Below are 16049 nucleotides of genomic sequence, written 5' to 3' on the forward strand. Positions count from 1 at the left end.
GGATTCGGGTCGCTGATGGCCGCGTCAGCGGCCCGCCTTGGGGGCTTTCCATCGCGCGATGGCTCGCGCCCCCATGTTGAGGATCATGACGAAGGCGATGAGGGCGAGTGCCGCCGCCCAGGCCCGGTCGTAGGCAGCACCGGAGCCGGCGCTGTTCGCGTACTGCTGGTAGATGTACAGCGGCAGCGAGGCCTGCGGGCCCGAGAACGGGTCGGTGTTGATGAAGTTCGTACCCCACACCAGGAGCAGTACGGGGGCCGTCTCACCGGTGATGCGCGCGACGGCGAGCATCACACCCGTCGTGATTCCGCCGATGGAGGTCGGCAGGACCACCTTGATGATGGTGCGCCACTTCGGGATGCCGAGGGCGAGGGAGGCCTCGCGCAGCTCGTTCGGGACGAGCTTCAGCATCTCCTCGGTGGAACGGACCACCACGGGCATCATCAGGATCGCGAGGGCCAGCGAACCGGCGAAGCCGGAGTAGCCCATGTCCAGGATCAGGATCCAGAAGCTGAGGATGAACAGACCGGCGACGATCGACGGGACGCCCGTCATGACGTCGACGAAGAAGGTGACGGCCTTGGCGAGCTTGCCGCGTCCGTACTCGACGAGGTAGATCGCGGTCAGCACGCCCACGGGCACCGCGATCAGGCTCGCGATGGCGACCTGCTCCAGGGTGCCGATGATCGCGTGGTAGATGCCGCCACCGGTCTCGGTGTCGGCGACCACCCCCATGGAGTGCGTCAGGAAGTAGACGTCGAAGACCTTCACGCCGCGCTTGACCGTCTCCCAGATCAGGGAGGCCAGCGGGATGACGGCGACGATGAAGCAGACCCAGACCAGGCTGGTGGCGACGCGGTCCTTGGCCTGACGGCGGCCCTCGACGCGGGCGGCGACGCCGTACGTGCCGAGGACGAAGAGGATCGCGGCGATCAGGCCCCACTGGACCTTGCTGTCGAGGCCGGCGCCGAGGCCGATCCCGACGGCGACGACCACGGAGCCGACCGCGATGGCCCACGGGGACCACTTCGGGAGGGTTCCGCCGCGCAGCGTGCTCGCGTGGCGTGCGGTGACGGGTGCGTTGCTCATGCGTTGGCCCCCGAGTACTCCTTGCGGCGGTTGATGATCACGCGCGCCGCGCCGTTGACCACCAGGGTGATGACGAACAGGACCAGACCGGAGGCGATCAGGGCGTCCTGGCCGAACGGGGTGGCCTCGCTGAACTTGCTCGCGATGTTCTGGGCGAACGTGCCGCCGCCCGGGTCGAGCAGGCTGGCGTTGATGTCGAAGGTCGGGGAGAGGACGGTGGCGACGGCCATCGTCTCGCCGAGCGCGCGGCCGAGGCCGAGCATCGAGGCGGAGATCACGCCGGAGCGGCCGAAGGGCAGCACCGACATGCGGATGACCTCCCAGCGGGTGGCGCCGAGGGCGAGCGCCGCCTCCTGGATCATCATCGGCGCCTGCCGGAAGACCTCACGGCTGACGTTGGTGATGATCGGAAGGATCATGATGGCGAGCAGGACACCGACGGTGAGCATCGAGCGGGGCGCTCCGCCCTGCCACTCGAAGATGCCGGTCCAGCCGAAGTAGTGGTCGAGCCAGCCGAACAGGCCGCCCATGTGCGGCACCAGGACGAGGGCGCCCCAGAGGCCGTAGACGATGGACGGGACGGCGGCGAGCAGGTCGATCACGTACGCGATGGGTCCGCCGAGCTTGCGCGGCGCGTAGTGCGTGATGAACAGCGCGATGCCGACGGCGACCGGGACCGCGAGGGCCATGGCGATGATCGCGGAGACCACCGTGCCGAAGGCCAGCACCGCGATGCCGAAGACCGGCGGCTCGATGTTGGTGTTCCACTCGAACGTCGTGAGGAAGTTCGCGTGGTCCTTGCTGATCGCGATCGCGGCACGGTAGGTGAGGAAGACCGCGATGGCGGCCATGATCACCAGGAGGAGGATGCCGGACCCGCGGGACAGACCGAGGAAGACACGGTCGCCGGGGCGGGTGGCGCCACGGGCCGCGCGCTTCTGCTCGATCGTCGAAGGCGGTGGGGTGGGAGGAGGTGCTTCGGTGTTCTGTGTCGATATGTCCATCAGGAGTCTCCGGTCTGCGGAGCCGAGTCGAGTGGCGGCTCCAGGCGGCGGTGCACCGGACGGTGCGGCCCGCCTCGGTGAGGCGGGCCGCACACTCGGGTCAGCTCAGGTTCGCGACGGTCGAGCGGACCTTGGTGATGATCTCGTCGGGGATCGGCGCGTACTGGGCGGCGGTGAGCTGCTTCTGGCCGTCCTCGCTCGCGATGTAGGTGAGGAAGGACTTCGTGGCGGCCAGGGTGTCGGCCTTGTTGCCCTTCTCGCAGACGATCTCGTAGGTGACCAGGGTGAGCGGGTAGGCGCCCTCCTCGGTCGGCTTGTAGTTCAGCTCCAGGGCCAGGTCGTTGCCGACGCCGGCGACCTTGGCGGAGGAGATGGCCTTGGTGGCGTTCTCGACGGTGGCCTTGACCGGGGTGGCGGCCTCCGTCTTGAGGTCGACGGTGCTGATGCCGTCGGCGGCGTAGGAGAGCTCGAAGTACGAGATCGCGCCGGCGGTCTGCTTCACCTGCTGGGCGAGACCGGAGGAACCCTGAGCGGACTGGCCGCCCTGCGCCTGCCAGGCCTTGCCGCCCGAGTACTTCCAGTCCGACGGGGCGACGGCCTTGAGGTACTTGGTGAAGTTGTCCGTGGTGCCGGACTCGTCCGAACGGTGGAACGCCTGGATCTTGGTGCTGGGGAGCTTGGCGTCGGGGTTCAGCTTGGCGATCGCCTCGTCGTCCCACGTCTTGATCTTGCCGTCGAAGATCTTGGAGATCGTCGAGGCGTCCAGCACGAGGTTGTCGACACCCGGGAGGTTGTAACCGATGGCGATGGGGCCACCGACCATGGGCAGGTCGACCGCGTTGTTGCCGTCACAGGACTTCTTGGCCGCCGTGGCCTCTTCCGGCTTGAGAGCCGAGTCCGAACCGGCGAACGCGGTCTGGCCCTGGGTGAACGCCGTGACACCGGCGCCCGAACCCGTCGGGTTGTAGTTGATCTGAACGCCCTTGCAGGCGGCCGTGTAGGCCTTGACCCAGGCGTCGATCGCGTTCTTCTGCGCGGAGGAGCCGGACGCCTGCAGCTGGCCCTTGGCGTCGTCGCACTTGATGGAGCCCGCGGCCGCGGTCGGCGCAGAGCTGCCGCCCGCGTCGCTCTTGCCCGTGTCGTCAGAGCCGCACGCCGTGAGGGCCAGGGCGCCGGAGACGGCGAGAGCACCGAGGGTGAGGGCCCGCCGGTTCATGCGCTGAAGCTTCACTTTCGGGAGTTCCTTCCAGGAGCCGCCGTCTGGTGGCGGCGTGCGAAGTCTGAGTAATGCGGTCTGTAGCGATGCGGCGAGAACGTCCGCGGACTTCCTTCGCACCGTGTAAGGCCGAAATTAGGCAGATCAGGTGAAGGCGCCGATGGCCATAAGTGAACGGGGGGTGAACCCCTGAGGGCGGTGCGGTGAGGTCACGGAAGGCTTACGTCGAGGACACGGCCGGATTCCGGCCCAGGGGGCCTACGGGGAAACGCTGAGTAACCAACAGGGGCGGCTGCTGTTTCAGCGTACGCACGCCTCCGCCATCCCTCATTCGACGCGCCTTTCCCGCGTGTACCGGCTCACGTCCCCTGCACGGAGCGCGGCGGATTCCGCGTTCGCGCCGGTACGGGCGGTGTGCGCCGGCACGGGGAGGCCTCAGGTCAGGTGGAGCGCGTCGAGCAGGGCGTCCACCAGATCCCGGTCGCGCGGCTGGGTGAGACGGTGACGGGCCGCGACGGGGGAGAGCCACAGGACGCGGTCGACCTCGTCGTTCGGCGTGAAATGACCGTCCGCCGCCTCGGCCGCCCAGTAGCGGACCTCCTTGGGCCGGTCGCCCACGAGATAGCGGAGCGTGGGGAGGACGGCGCCCGGGGCGGCCCCGTAGCCCGTCTCCTCGCCGACCTCGCGCAGCGCTCCGGTCAGGGAGTCCTCGCCGCGCTTCAGCTTGCCCTTGGGATGCGACCAGTCGTCGTACTTGGGCCGGTGCACGAGGCAGATCTCCAGCCCGGAGCCGACCGGGGAGCGGCGCCACAGGACACAGCCCGCGGCGTGAATGGTGTCGTCGGCCATGGGGCCTCCCTCACGGGGTGCGTACGGCTTCCTTCTGCCATGCCTGCTGGAAGGCGAACCGGGCCGCCTCCACCTCGTGCCGCTGGTCGGCGTGGAGCACTCCCAGCGCGTACGCCGTCGCCGGCGCGATCCGCGGGGTGCGTGCCGCCGAGGCGGCGGCCGCGGCGGCCTCCGCCGCGTCGCGGTGCCGGTTGAGCGCCTGCCCCGCGCCGAGCAGCCGTCCGTCGACGGGGAACTCCCCGCCGTGCAGCACCTCGCGCGCGTAGCGGTGCAGCCGCAGCAGCAGCCGGACCTGGTGCCAGGGCGCGTCCTGCGGCTGGGGGGCGGTGTCCGCGGAGAGGCCGTGCACGAGGGCCTCCGCGTTGTAGGGGTGGCCCGCGGTGACCAGCGGCAGCGCGGTCACGGCGTCGGCCAGCCGGTCCTGTGCCGCTCCGGCCAGTGGACGCAGGTCGGTGACGTCCGCGGCCGGGGTCAGCGGGACCTCGCTGGCGAGGACGGCGACGCTGTCGGCGACCGCGTGGAAGCGGGAGGAGCCGAGCGCCTGGAGGGCCGCCGAGTGGGCGCGGGTCCGCGCGAGGGTCAGCTGCCGGTCGAGAAGGGCGCCGGCCTTCGCGGCGCCGACGGTCAGGCTCCCTTTGGGGGCGGCGGCCGGGCCCGGTCCCGCCTGCGCGGGCAGCGCGGCGGTTCCCGAGAGCCTGTTCAGCGCGCCGAGCAGGCGCTCCAGGCGCGCCGCGTACGCGTGCTCGCGGGCCAGGGTGCCCGACAGCCAGGCCAGCTCGGGGCGCATCGCCTCCGACCAGTCCGCGTCGAGGAGCGGCCGGAAGGTGTGCAGGCTGCCGCTGATGCGACGGGCGGAGCGGCGCAGCGAGCGCGCCGCGTCGCCCGACTCCCCGGCGCCGTTCGCCGCGTTGCCGGTCTCCCGGTGCTGGCGCAGCGAGCGCAGGAACTCCGTGGCCTGGGCCCGGAGGTAGCCCGCCAGGACGTCACCGATGGGGGCACCTTCCTGGAAGGGAGGGGCCGGGACCGTGGGGGCCGTCCCGGCCGACGGACTGGTGGGGGGATCAAGGTGCTGCTGTGCCACGCCGGCGCCTCCGGGCGTCTATGAGCATCTCCTGGACGTTCCGCAGGGGCTGGCCATCCGCGTCGGTCGCGTGTCGGGTCCACTCGCCGTCGGGGCCGAGGTGCCAGGAGGCGGTGGTGTCGGACATGCCGGTCTCCAGCAGCCTGCCGAGGGCTGCGCGGTGTGCCGGATCGGTGACCCTGACCAGCGCTTCGATCCGCCGGTCGAGGTTGCGGTGCATCATGTCGGCGCTTCCGATCCACACCTCGGGTTCGCCGCCGTTGCCGAAGGAGAAGACCCGGGAGTGTTCGAGGAAGCGGCCGAGGACCGAACGCACCCGTATGTTCTCGGACAGGCCCGCGACGCCGGGCCGGACGGCGCAGATCCCGCGCACCCACACGTCGACCGGCACGCCGGCCTGGGAGGCGCGGTACAGCGAGTCGATGAGGGCCTCGTCCACCATCGAGTTGACCTTGATGCGGACGAACGCGGGACGCCCGGCGTTGTGGTGCTGGACCTCCTTGTTGATCCGCGCGATCAGGCCGTCGCGCAGCGACTTGGGGGCGACCAGCAGCCGGCGGTAGGTCTCGCGGCGGGAGTAGCCGGAGAGCCGGTTGAAGAGGTCGGAGAGGTCCGCGCCGACCTGGGGGTCGGCGGTGAGCAGTCCGAGGTCCTCGTAGAGCCGGGCCGTCTTCGGGTGGTAGTTGCCGGTGCCGACGTGGGAGTAGCGGCGCAGGGTGTCGCCCTCCTGCCGGACCACGAGCGACAGCTTGCAGTGCGTCTTCAGACCGACCAGGCCGTACACGACGTGGCAGCCGGACTCCTCCAGCTTCCTGGCCCACTTGATGTTGGCCTGCTCGTCGAAGCGGGCCTTGATCTCGACCAGGACGAGGACCTGCTTGCCGGACTCGGCGGCGTCTATCAGCGCGTCGACGATCGGCGAGTCGCCGGAGGTCCGGTACAGCGTCTGCTTGATGGCGAGGACGTCGGGGTCGGCGGCGGCCTGCTCCAGGAACGCCTGCACGGAGGTGGAGAAGGAGTCGTAGGGGTGGTGCAGCAGGACGTCGCGCTCGCGCAGAGCGGCGAAGATGTCCGGCGGGGACGCCGACTCGACCTCCGCGAGATCGCGGTGGGTGCCGGCGATGAACTTGGGGTACTTCAGCTCGGGCCGGTCGAGCGAGCCGATGCCGAAGAGGCCCGTGAGGTCCAGGGGGCCGGGCAGCGGGTACACCTCGGCCTCGGAGATCTTCAGCTCCCGTACGAGCAGGTCGAGGACGTACCGGTCGATGGACTCCTCCACCTCCAGGCGCACCGGCGGACCGAAGCGGCGCCGCATGAGCTCCTTCTCCAGGGCCTGGAGCAGGTTCTCGGCGTCGTCCTCCTCGACCTCCAGGTCCTCGTTCCGGGTGAGCCGGAACGTGTGGTGCTCCAGGACCTCCATGCCCGGGAACAGCTCTTCCAGGTGCGCAGCTATCACGTCCTCGATGGGGACGTAGCGGTTCGGGGAGGCCTCGAGGAAGCGGGAGAGCAGCGGCGGGACCTTGACGCGCGCGAAGTGGCGGTGGCCGCTGACCGGGTTGCGCACGATGACGGCCAGGTTCAGCGACAGGCCGGAGATGTACGGGAAGGGGTGCGCGGGGTCGACCGCCAGCGGGGTCAGGACCGGGAAGATCTGGTGCCGGAAGAGCGTGAAGAGCCGGGCCTGTTCCTTCTCGGTCAGCTCGCTCCAGCGGACCAGGTGGATGCCCTCCTCCGCGAGCGCGGGAGCGACGTCCTCCTGGTAGCAGGCGGCGTGCCGGGCCATGAGCTCGCGGGAGCGCGCCCAGATCATCTCCAGGACCTCGCGGGGCTGGAGGCCCGACGCGGACTTGGTCGCGACGCCGGTGGCGATACGGCGCTTCAGGCCGGCCACCCGGACCATGAAGAACTCGTCCAGGTTGCTGGCGAAGATCGCCAGGAAGTTGGCGCGCTCCAGCAGCGGGGTGTTCGGATCCTCCGCGAGTTCGAGCACGCGTTCGTTGAACGCCAGCCAGCTGCGCTCGCGGTCCAGGAACCGGCCCTGCGGCAGGGTGATCCCGTCCTGCACCGTGTCCTCGTACTCGTCGAGGTCGGCGTCGAGGTCGGGCTCCAGGTCGGAGACGTTGGCCGCGACGGTGTGCGGCCGGTGCGCGGCGATGGATCCGACGGACGGCTGCGGGTGCTGCACGGGTGCCTGGGCGCTTGGCTGGTTCATGGACCCATTCTTCCGCGCCGAAGGCGAGACCGGCGCGTCGGAGAGGGCGGGCGCCAGCGCGGCGATACGGAAATTTCCGTTCCGCTTGACTGGCGTACGCTCACTGCGCGTGGTCGTCGAGGGCTCGTTCTCCGGCGGAGGAGAAGGCTCGGGCGCGGCGGGCTGCATTCCCCGAGGGTCGCAAGGTCACCTGAATCGATGGTTACGAGGACATGACGTGCGGGCTATCGGGGGGAGGCTCCCGGACGTCCACGTGTCCGGAAACCCGGTTCCGGCCCCCCGTACGAGTCGCGTGGGCGCCCGGGGTACCGCCGGTCACGCCGTGCGACGGCGCAGCAGTGTGAACGTGGCGGCCACCGCGGCCCCCGCCACGGCCAGCAGCACCCCGCTCTCCACCAGCTGCAGGGGCCAGAAGTGGGACTCCGGGTGGACGGTCGCCCAGAAGTCGCTCAGCCGGCTGCTCTTCATGCAGGCCCGGATCTGGTCCTGTGTCTCGGAGCCGACGCAGGCCAGGTCGTTCCCGATGCGCCGCCCGTCGCTCGTGACGACGCCGTGTTCGAGGACCAGGACATCGGGCGGGAGGTCGAGAGCCGTCCGCCCGGTCATCGTCGTCGTGGGCCACAGGCTCGGCCGCAGCGCCTGCATCAGGTAGGAGAGGGCGAGCGTCGCGGCGAAGGCGGCTCCGGCGGCGGGCAGGGCCTTGCGCAGGATCAGACCGGCGAGGGCGCCGAGGGCCAGTCCGGCGAGGGCGTACGCGACGGCGGTCGGGCCGATGGAGAGATAGATGTCCGAGTCGTACCAGGCGCCGAGCAGGTTCCCGTTCCCGTCGCGGCGGACCCACACGTGGAGTAGGACGACCGCCGTGGTGCCTGCGGTGAGCAGGACCGCGGGGACGGCGAGCTTGGCGGCGAGCCAGCGCACCGGGGTGACGGACTGGGTCCAGGCCAGCTGGGCGGTGCCGTTCTCCAGCTCGCGTCCGAGCAGCGCGGCGCCCGCCCAGGCCGCGACGGGGAGCATCAGGTACGAGAGGGCGGTGGCGACCAGGTCGAGGCCGGCGCTGTAGACGTCGTTCGTGGTCATCGCGTCGACGGTCGCGCAGTCGGGCAGGCCGTCGACGGGTGGTGCGGCGCACGGGCCACCGGCCACGCCGGCGTTCGGGGCGATGACGTACATCCAGGTCAGGACCGCGCCGGCGACGAGCAGGGCGGCGACCCACACGAGCAGCGCGGCGCGGTGCAGGCGCAGCACGGTCCAGGTCAGGCCGGAGGGGCGGAGCGGGGCCGGGGCGGGCCGGGACGGCGCGGCAGGGTCCGACGGGGGGCGCAGGGTCGGGGCGCTCATGAGGTGGACGTCCTCCTCAGGACGGCGAAGGCCGCGGCGACCAGGATCGCGGTGGCGGCCAGCAGGACGCCGGTCTCCAGGAGCTGGCGGGGCCAGTAGTCGGGGGAGGGGAGGTACTGCCGGGTGAAGCCGACGACGTCGTGCTTGGCGAGGCACGCGCGGCTCGCGTAGCAGCCCGGGTCGTGGATCTCCGCGCCGGTGGACGTGATGGCCCGGCTGCGGACGGACAGCTCGGGCTGCTGATAACTGCGCTGGAACGGCCAGAAGTTGGAGCGCACGGCGATGACGGCGTACTGGACCGCACCCGCGGCGGCGAGGGCGGGAAGCGTACGGCGCAGGGTGAGCCCGGCGAGGACACCGACGGCCAGACCGAGCAGGGGTGCGGCGACGGTGGCCGGACCGATGGAGAAGTACAGGCGCTGGGGGCCGTAGCCGGCCAGCAGCAGGTTGCTGTGGGCGGACCACAGCATCCGGTAGAGCGCGACGAGCAGGCCGGTGCCGACCGTGACGAACAGCGCGGGCACCGCGAGTTTGGCGGCGAGCCAGCGGGCCGGGCTGACGGACTGGGTCCAGGCGAGACGCGCGGTGCCGTTCTCCAGTTCGCGCGCGATCAGCGAGGTCCCCGCGAAGACGGCGACCGCGAACGAGGCGGCGTTCAGCAGGGAGGCCGGGTCGTAGAAGAGGTCGTTGTAGGCGGTGGAGAAGGGGGAGCCGATGGTGCCTGCGGTCCAGGCGTCGTCCTGCACGCCCGCGTAGCCGAAGGTGTCGAGCAGGTGCTGGGTGTGGGCGGCGCCCGGGCCGTACAGCCACAGCAGGAGGCCCGCGGTGAGCACCACGAAGGCGGTCCAGATCCACAGGGCGGTGCGGTGCAGGCGCAGGAGCGTCCAGAGCAGCCCTCGTGGACGGGGCAGCGCGCGGCGCACGGGGGACGTCAGGGAGGTGGCGCTCATCGGGTCACCGCCACGGGGGTCGCGGTCGTGCCGGGGGTGAGCAGCGCGGGGGTCGCGGGGGAGCGCAGGTGGGCGAGGAGCAGCTCCTCCAGCGAGGGCTGTTCGGCCTGCCAGCGGTCGTCCACGGGGCCGTCCTTGCGTATCAGGGCGGTGAGACCGCGGCCGGCCGCGCGGGATTCGACGACGAGGTGCGGGGCGAGGTCGGCGGGGGTGCCGCGGCCGGTCACCAGGGTGTGCGCGAGGAGCAGGTCGTCGAGGCCGCCCCCGAGCCGGATGCGTCCGCCGCCCAGGAGCAGCAGGTGATCGCAGGCGTCGGCGAGTTCGGAGACGATGTGCGAGGACATCAGCACGGTGGTCCCGCGCTCGGCGGCGTCCGCCATCAGGGTGCCGAGCAGTTCGTGGCGGGCCAGCGGGTCCAGGTCGGCCATCGGCTCGTCGAGCAGCATCAGGTCGGGCCGCTTGCCCAGCGCGAGGGCGAGGGCCACGCGGGTCCGCTGGCCCCCGGACAGGCGCCTGACCTTGGTCCCCGGGTCGAGCGAGCCCTGCTCCACGATCGCGGCCGCGCACGAGGAGTCCCAGCGGGCCGGGTTGAGTTCGGCGCCCAGGCGCAGGGTCTCGGCGATGGTGAGCTGGGTGTGCAGCGGCTTGTTCTGGGAGAGGTAGGCGACGCGTTCGCGTGCCTCGGCGGGGCCGGCGCCGAGCACGGTGAGGGTGCCGGCGGCGGGGCGCACCAGTCCGGCCGCCGCCGCCAGCAGCGTCGACTTGCCCGCGCCGTTGGGGCCGACGAGGGCGCTGACCCGGCCGGCCGGAAGGCGGAAGGAGCAGTCGTCCAGGGCCGCGGCGGAGCGCCGGCCGTAGCGCACGGTGAGGCCGTGCGCCTCGACGGCGACGCCGGGGTGGGTGGTGCGGGTGGAACTCACTGGTCCCCCTTCGGGAAGTGTGCGTCCAGTACGGAGGTGAACAGCGCGGCCACGTCCTCGCGGTCCAGGCCCGCCGCGCGGGCGTCGCGCGCCCAGGCGTCGAGTTCCTCGCCGAGGGGCGAGTCGGCCGGGGCGGCGCCGAGCGTTCTGCGGACGAAGGTGCCGAGGCCGCGCCGGGCCTCGACCAGGCCTTCGCGCTCCAGCTCGCGGTAGGCCTTCAGGACGGTGTTCGGGTTGATGGCGGTGGCTTCGACGACCTCGCGGGCTGTGGGGAGCTTGTCGCCGGGTTCGAGGAGGCCGAGGCGCAGCGCCTGCTTCGTCTGCTGGACGATCTGGACGTAGGTGGCGACGCCGCTGCGTCGGTCGATGCGGTACGCGACCACTCGGACAACCACCCTTTCACTAATTGAGTAGTGAAAGGGTGGTGCAAGGGGGTGGCCGCCGTCAAGTCGCCCCCGCCCGCCGGGTGCCCGCGACGCCGGAATCATGGCTCCCACCAGGCACGGAAGGCCGATCAGAAAAAACTCGCCGGAGCGTGAACCGATCGGCGGGGCTCGTCCGATGAGGGGGTGTGAGGGAAACGAGAAGCGACGGAGAGCTGCTGCGGGCCATCGCGGCGGACAGGGAGCGTCGCGCCTTCGAGGAGCTGTACCGGCGGTATGCGCCGTGGCTGAGAGCGCGGCTGCGCGGCCGGTGCGCCGACCCCGGGATCGTCGACGACGTCGTTCAGGAGACCTTCCTCGCGGTCTGGCACGGCTCCGCCCGCTACCGCGAGGAGGGCGACCCGGCCGGCTGGCTGTGGCGCATCGGCTCGCGGCGGCTCGTCGATTCCCTGCGGGGGGACGGCGCGCGCGGCAGGCTGCGCGGCGCGCTGGCCCGGCTCCGGCACCGCGACGAGGTCTCGGCGGAGGAGCGTGTGCTGGCCGGCGTCGAACACGGCGACCTGGCGGGCGCGCTGACCAGGCTCTCGCCCGAACTCCGGGCGGTGCTCCAGGCCACGGTGATCGACGGGCTCAGCACCCGGGAAGCGGCCGTCCTGCTCGGCATCCCGCCGGGCACGGTCAAGACGCGGGCACTGCGTGCGCGCAAGCAGTTGCGGGAGGCCTTGGCATGAGCGACGACCGTCGCGGAAGCGGTGACAGCGACATGAAGGGTGACGGCGGCGTGGCCGACGGCAGCCGTACGGGCAGGAAGGAGAGCGTGACGGGCGGCAGCGCCGGGCGCACGGCCTGGCACGTGCCCGAGGAGGATCTCCGGGCCTATGTGCAGGGCGCGTTGGAGCCGCCCCGCCTGTGGTCGACCGACACCCACCTCGCCGCGTGCGACCGGTGCCGAGCCGAACTGGCCGCGTGCAGCGACCCGGTGGCCCTGGACGCCGGCTGGGAGCGGCTCGACGCCGAGCTCGACGCCCCCCGGCCCGGCCCGGTGGAGGCGCTGCTCGTCCGGTTCGGCGTCGCCGATCACACCGCGCGGCTGCTGGCCGCCGCCCCCGTCCTGCGCCGGTCCTGGCTCGGCGCGGTCGTCGCCGTCCTCGCCATGACGGTCGCCGCGGCCAACGCGGCACGGGTCGGCGCCACTCCCACCCTCTTCCTCGCCCTCGCCCCCCTGCTCCCCCTCGCCGGGGTCGCCGTCTCCTACGGCCCGAAGCTCGACCCGGCGTACGAGATGGCGGTGGTCTCCCCGCTCCACGGCTTCCGCCTCCTGATGATCCGTACGGTCGCGGTGCTCACGGTCGGCCTCGGACTGAACGGCGTGGCGACCCTCGCCCTCCCGTCCTACGGCCTGCGGGCCCTGGCCTGGTTGCTGCCCGCCCTCGCCCTCACCGCGAGCGGCCTCGCTCTGGCCTCCCGGCTCGGCCCCGTCCTCGCGCCCTCCCTGGTCGCGGGCGGCTGGGCCACCGTGCTGGCCGTGGCCCAGGCGACCACGGCGTCGGGCACCACCCTCGCCCCGTTCACGGCGGCCGGACAGGGCGTCGCCGGAGCCGTCGCGGTCCTCGCCGCCGCACTCCTCTACCTCGCGCGGGACCGGTTCGACACCTCGCGCCTCCCGTTCACCGACCTCACCGACAGGAACGCCGCATGATCCCCACCGTCTCCGCCTCCGGCCTGAGCCTCCGCTTCGGAGGGACGCGCGCGCTCGACGACGTCTCGCTGCGCCTCGGCGACGGCGTCACCGGCCTCCTCGGGCCCAACGGCGCGGGCAAGACCACCCTGTTGAGGGTGCTCGCCACCGCCGTACCGCCAGACCGGGGCGCCTTCATGGTCCTCGGACACGACCCGGGCACCACCGCGGGACGTCTGGACGTCCGCCGGGCCCTGGGTTACCTCCCACAGACCCCCGGATTCCACCAGGACTTCTCCGCCTTCGAGTTCGTCGACTACGTGGCGATCCTCAAGGAGCTGACCGACCGCACCGCCCGGCACCGCGAGGTGCGGCGCGTGCTGGAGGCCGTCGACCTCTCCGACGTGCGCGGCAAGCGCATCAAGCGACTGTCCGGCGGGATGCGCCAGCGGGTCGCGCTGGCAGCCGCACTCGTCGGCGACCCCGGATTCCTCGTCCTCGACGAGCCGACCGTCGGGCTCGACCCCGAACAGCGGATGCGCTTCCGTGAGCTGATCGCCCAGGCGGGAGAAGGACGCACCGTCCTGCTCTCCACCCACCAGACCGAGGACGTCGCGATGCTCTGCCACCGCGTGATCGTCATGGCGGGCGGCCGCATCCGCTTCGAGGGCACCCCGGCCGAGCTGACCGACCGCGCCGCCGGCCATGTCTGGAGCAGCACCGAGCGCGACCCGGCCGCCAGAGCCGGATGGCGCACCGGCACGGGAACCTTCCGCAACGTCGGCGACCCTCCCGAAGGCGCCGACCTCCTCGAACCGACCTTGGAAGACGGCTATCTGCTCACCCTCGACGGTGAGCGCGCGGAGGTGGCGGCATGAGCGCCGGTACGCACACGCTCCCCCCGACCGCTGCCACCGACGGGGAGCGGGCCACGCCGAGCCCGCGGTCCAGCGGGGCCGCCGTCGTCGCCCTCGCGCGCTTCGAGGCACGCGAACTGCTCCTCCAGATCCCGGTCCTGCTCTTCCTCGCGGTGTACGTCGCCTACACCGCGTGGACCCTGTTCTCCGGCCGTGAGGGCATGGACGAGTTCCCCGTCCTCCAGGACGTCGACCGGTCCACCCAGTCCGCCCCGCTGCTCCTCGCCATCGCCCTGTTCGTCGGGGTGAACCGCGCGGTGCTGCGATCGCGCCGCCAGTCCACCGACCGGCACTTCGACGTGCTGGTCATGGAGCCGTGGCGGCGGACGCTGGCCCACGCACTGTCCGTCCTGCCGTGCGTCGCGATCACCGCCCTGGTCGTCGGCTTCGAGTTCACCTGGGCGGCACTGAAGCCGGGCGCCGTCGGGCACGGTTCACCCGCCGAACTGGCCGTGGGCCCCCTGGTGATCCTGCTGGCCGGTGTCCTCGGCGTCCTGCTGGCGCGGCTGATCCCGGTCGGATTCGTCGCACCGCCCTTCGTGATCGGCGCCTACGCCCTCACCATCCTGGTCTCCGCGTCCACCCAGGGCGCGCACGGGGTGACCTGGCTCGGCCCGGTCGTCTCCGACGCCGGCGCGGACCCCTTCCCGTCCGACCTGCTGGGCCGCCCGGCCGCCTGGCACGCCCTCTATCTCATCGGCCTCACCGCCCTGTTGCTCTGCCTCGCGGTCCTGCTGAGCGGTGGCCGGACCCGACTGCTCGCGGCCGTTGCGGTGATCGCCGCCGCCGCGACCGGTCTCGGAGTGGCCGGACAGTCCCCGGGCGACTCCGCCGCGCTGACCGCGGCCCGCGCGAAGGCCTCCGTCACCCCGCAGAAGGTGCAGGTCTGCATCGAACACGGACGGTCGACGTACTGCGCGTTCCCCGAGTGGGCCGGCCGCACCGCCGACTGGGCCGACATCGTGGACCGCATCCAGTCCCGCGCGGGCGGATCGGCCGGAGGGGAGCGGCTGACGGTGCGCCAGCGCATCGACGCCCGGTACGGCCTGCAGAGCGACGCCATGGTCACCCCGTCCGGCACACCGGGCACCGTGACGGTCGGCACGCGCTGGGGCGGGAACCGCACCCCCGAGTTCGCCGTCGGCGTCGCCTCGGTGCTGGTCGCGGGGGACGAGAAGAGCGCCGGTGAGGCGTGCGACGCCCGCGTGGTGACCACCATGTGGCTGGCGCTGAGCACCCAGCCGGACCCGATGCAGTCCCTGCGCGACGTGCGGCTCGACGACAGCACGAAGGGCTCCGCCTACGTGCTCGCTCCCACCGGCAGTCGCTACATGACCGCCCAGCAGACCACCGTGGTGCGGGAGTTGCTGACCAAGCCGCACTACAGCGTGGCCGCCAAGGTCAAGGCCCACTGGACGGAGCTGACCTCACCGAAGACGCCCACGACCCGGGTGGCCGAACTGCTCGGCGTACCGGTCGGGGGCAAGGGCACGCCGGCGGACTCGGGGAGCGGATCGTGCGTGAGGTAGACGTGGCGGGTCGGCCGACGGGAGGCTCCGGCGGCTCCGCGGACGCTGATGAGCGGTTCGGAGAGGCTGCCGGACGGCCCGCGGGAGGAGCTGGGCGCCCCCGGGCTCACGAGGTCGCCGCCGTCCTCGTCCGACCGGTGTGGCGCACCCTGCCCCGCACGGCCCTGGCCGCGGGCGCGGTTCTCGGGCTGCTGCTGGCCTGCACACCGCGGATGCTCTCCGGCGAGGTCGACCCCTGGCTCTGCCTCAACCTGTTGCGGGCCGCCGCGCTCGCCTACGCCCTGGGACTGGCCTTCCTGCTGGACGACCCGGCCCGGCACACCACGGCCGCGGTGCCGACGCGGCGGCCGGTACGGATCGGGGTGCGACTGGGACTCGTCGCTCCGCTGACGGCGGCATGGTGGACGGCGGCCCTGTTCCTCGTACCCGAGGCGGGCCGGCCGCCCGTGGGGGCCGTCACCCTGGAGGCGGCGGCCCTCACCGTCCTCGCGCTGGCCGCCGCCACCGTGGCCGTACGGCTCTCGGAGGCGACCGAACCGGGCCTCGCGGTGTCCGCGGGACTCGTGGGCACCGTCTTCACGGCGGCCCTGCTGCTCCCCGAGCGCTGGGAGCTCTTCGTCGCGACGAATGACCCCCACTGGGACGACGCGCACCGGAGATGGGCGGGCGTCCTGGTCGTGTCGGTGCTGGTAGGGGCGGGCAGCCTCGCCGAGCCCCTGCGGCGGCGGAGAGCGACCGTCCCCGGCCGCCGCTGACGTCAACCGCCGGGGCCCGGAGCCGGAGCCGAGGCCGGGACGGGGGTCGGGGCCGCTCGCGGGCGGATCGTTTCCCCCCGTCGCGGACCTGGACCGCTGTTTCCTACCGGATCCGGACCGCTGTT

15 protein-coding genes are annotated in these 16049 nt (G+C 72.3%); 5 read left to right on the forward strand and 10 right to left on the reverse strand.

Annotated elements, in window-relative coordinates; genetic code table 11:
* Window positions 1–24 precede the first annotated feature (24 nt).
* The 10 genes from pstA to OG406_RS21580 all read right to left on the reverse strand — a co-directional run bounded on the left by pstA (window position 25) and on the right by OG406_RS21580 (window position 11045).
* On the reverse strand, window positions 25–1089 hold the full coding sequence (gene pstA, locus OG406_RS21535; protein WP_329187255.1) for a phosphate ABC transporter permease PstA: 1065 nt from the start codon (window positions 1087–1089) through the stop codon (window positions 25–27).
* Window positions 1086–2093 carry a phosphate ABC transporter permease subunit PstC gene (pstC, locus tag OG406_RS21540; RefSeq protein WP_164374172.1) on the reverse strand — a complete coding sequence of 336 codons (1008 nt, stop codon included), beginning with the start codon at window positions 2091–2093 and terminating at the stop codon, window positions 1086–1088. Before pstC ends, pstA begins: the two co-directional genes overlap by 4 nt.
* A gap of 100 nt (window positions 2094–2193) precedes the next feature.
* On the reverse strand, window positions 2194–3324 hold the full coding sequence (gene pstS, locus OG406_RS21545; protein WP_266847806.1) for a phosphate ABC transporter substrate-binding protein PstS: 1131 nt from the start codon (window positions 3322–3324) through the stop codon (window positions 2194–2196).
* A gap of 420 nt (window positions 3325–3744) precedes the next feature.
* Window positions 3745–4158: an NUDIX hydrolase gene (locus OG406_RS21550; RefSeq protein ID WP_164374173.1), complete on the reverse strand. Its 414-nt coding sequence runs from the start codon at window positions 4156–4158 to the stop codon at window positions 3745–3747.
* A gap of 10 nt (window positions 4159–4168) precedes the next feature.
* The gene (locus tag OG406_RS21555; protein WP_329187258.1) at window positions 4169–5239 is read right to left on the reverse strand and encodes a CHAD domain-containing protein; all 1071 of its coding nucleotides are present in this window, start codon (window positions 5237–5239) and stop codon (window positions 4169–4171) included.
* Window positions 5220–7451: an RNA degradosome polyphosphate kinase gene (locus tag OG406_RS21560; RefSeq protein WP_081218146.1), complete on the reverse strand. Its 2232-nt coding sequence runs from the start codon at window positions 7449–7451 to the stop codon at window positions 5220–5222. Before OG406_RS21560 ends, OG406_RS21555 begins: the two co-directional genes overlap by 20 nt.
* Before the next feature lie 315 nt (window positions 7452–7766).
* Window positions 7767–8792, reverse strand: a complete 1026-nt coding sequence (locus OG406_RS21565) for a hypothetical protein (protein ID WP_329187260.1) — start codon at window positions 8790–8792, stop codon at window positions 7767–7769.
* Window positions 8789–9742: a hypothetical protein gene (locus OG406_RS21570; RefSeq protein ID WP_164374175.1), complete on the reverse strand. Its 954-nt coding sequence runs from the start codon at window positions 9740–9742 to the stop codon at window positions 8789–8791. Before OG406_RS21570 ends, OG406_RS21565 begins: the two co-directional genes overlap by 4 nt.
* On the reverse strand, window positions 9739–10662 hold the full coding sequence (locus tag OG406_RS21575) for an ABC transporter ATP-binding protein (protein ID WP_266847811.1): 924 nt from the start codon (window positions 10660–10662) through the stop codon (window positions 9739–9741). Before OG406_RS21575 ends, OG406_RS21570 begins: the two co-directional genes overlap by 4 nt.
* Window positions 10659–11045 (reverse strand): GntR family transcriptional regulator, encoded by a 387-nt coding sequence (locus OG406_RS21580; protein WP_081218143.1) that lies wholly within the window; start codon window positions 11043–11045, stop codon window positions 10659–10661. The genes OG406_RS21575 and OG406_RS21580 overlap by 4 nt, the downstream gene beginning before the upstream one ends.
* Window positions 11046–11233: 188 nt before the next feature.
* Here OG406_RS21580 and OG406_RS21585 point away from each other — a divergent pair, with 188 nt between their 5' ends.
* Genes OG406_RS21585 through OG406_RS21605 form a run of 5 tightly spaced genes read left to right on the forward strand, consistent with a single transcriptional unit; the run spans window position 11234 to window position 15924 of the window.
* Window positions 11234–11776 (forward strand): RNA polymerase sigma factor, encoded by a 543-nt coding sequence (locus tag OG406_RS21585; protein ID WP_164374177.1) that lies wholly within the window; start codon window positions 11234–11236, stop codon window positions 11774–11776.
* Entirely contained in the window at window positions 11773–12744 is a 972-nt protein-coding gene (locus tag OG406_RS21590) for an anti-sigma factor family protein (protein WP_443067097.1), read from the forward strand. Before OG406_RS21585 ends, OG406_RS21590 begins: the two co-directional genes overlap by 4 nt.
* Entirely contained in the window at window positions 12741–13601 is an 861-nt protein-coding gene (locus tag OG406_RS21595; RefSeq protein ID WP_329187262.1) for an ABC transporter ATP-binding protein, read from the forward strand. The genes OG406_RS21590 and OG406_RS21595 overlap by 4 nt, the downstream gene beginning before the upstream one ends.
* Entirely contained in the window at window positions 13598–15169 is a 1572-nt protein-coding gene (locus OG406_RS21600; protein ID WP_329187264.1) for an ABC transporter permease, read from the forward strand. The genes OG406_RS21595 and OG406_RS21600 overlap by 4 nt, the downstream gene beginning before the upstream one ends.
* On the forward strand, window positions 15157–15924 hold the full coding sequence (locus OG406_RS21605) for an ABC transporter (RefSeq protein WP_329187266.1): 768 nt from the start codon (window positions 15157–15159) through the stop codon (window positions 15922–15924). The genes OG406_RS21600 and OG406_RS21605 overlap by 13 nt, the downstream gene beginning before the upstream one ends.
* Window positions 15925–16049: the final 125 nt, after the last annotated feature.

It is taken from the genome of Streptomyces sp. NBC_01428 (genome assembly GCF_036231965.1).
In the GTDB taxonomy this organism is placed as follows: Bacteria; Actinomycetota; Actinomycetes; order Streptomycetales; family Streptomycetaceae; genus Streptomyces.

Coding starts and splice junctions, on each gene's coding strand:
- OG406_RS21570 (WP_164374175.1), bottom strand. CDS start 9,742: ATGAGCGCCACCTCCCTGACGTCCCCCGTGCGCCGCGCGCTGCCCCGT.
- OG406_RS21560 (WP_081218146.1), bottom strand. CDS start 7,451: ATGAACCAGCCAAGCGCCCAGGCACCCGTGCAGCACCCGCAGCCGTCC.
- OG406_RS21600 (WP_329187264.1), top strand. CDS start 13,598: ATGAGCGCCGGTACGCACACGCTCCCCCCGACCGCTGCCACCGACGGG.
- OG406_RS21550 (WP_164374173.1), bottom strand. CDS start 4,158: ATGGCCGACGACACCATTCACGCCGCGGGCTGTGTCCTGTGGCGCCGC.
- OG406_RS21595 (WP_329187262.1), top strand. CDS start 12,741: ATGATCCCCACCGTCTCCGCCTCCGGCCTGAGCCTCCGCTTCGGAGGG.
- pstC (WP_164374172.1), bottom strand. CDS start 2,093: ATGGACATATCGACACAGAACACCGAAGCACCTCCTCCCACCCCACCG.
- OG406_RS21590 (WP_443067097.1), top strand. CDS start 11,773: ATGAGCGACGACCGTCGCGGAAGCGGTGACAGCGACATGAAGGGTGAC.
- OG406_RS21565 (WP_329187260.1), bottom strand. CDS start 8,792: ATGAGCGCCCCGACCCTGCGCCCCCCGTCGGACCCTGCCGCGCCGTCC.
- pstA (WP_329187255.1), bottom strand. CDS start 1,089: ATGAGCAACGCACCCGTCACCGCACGCCACGCGAGCACGCTGCGCGGC.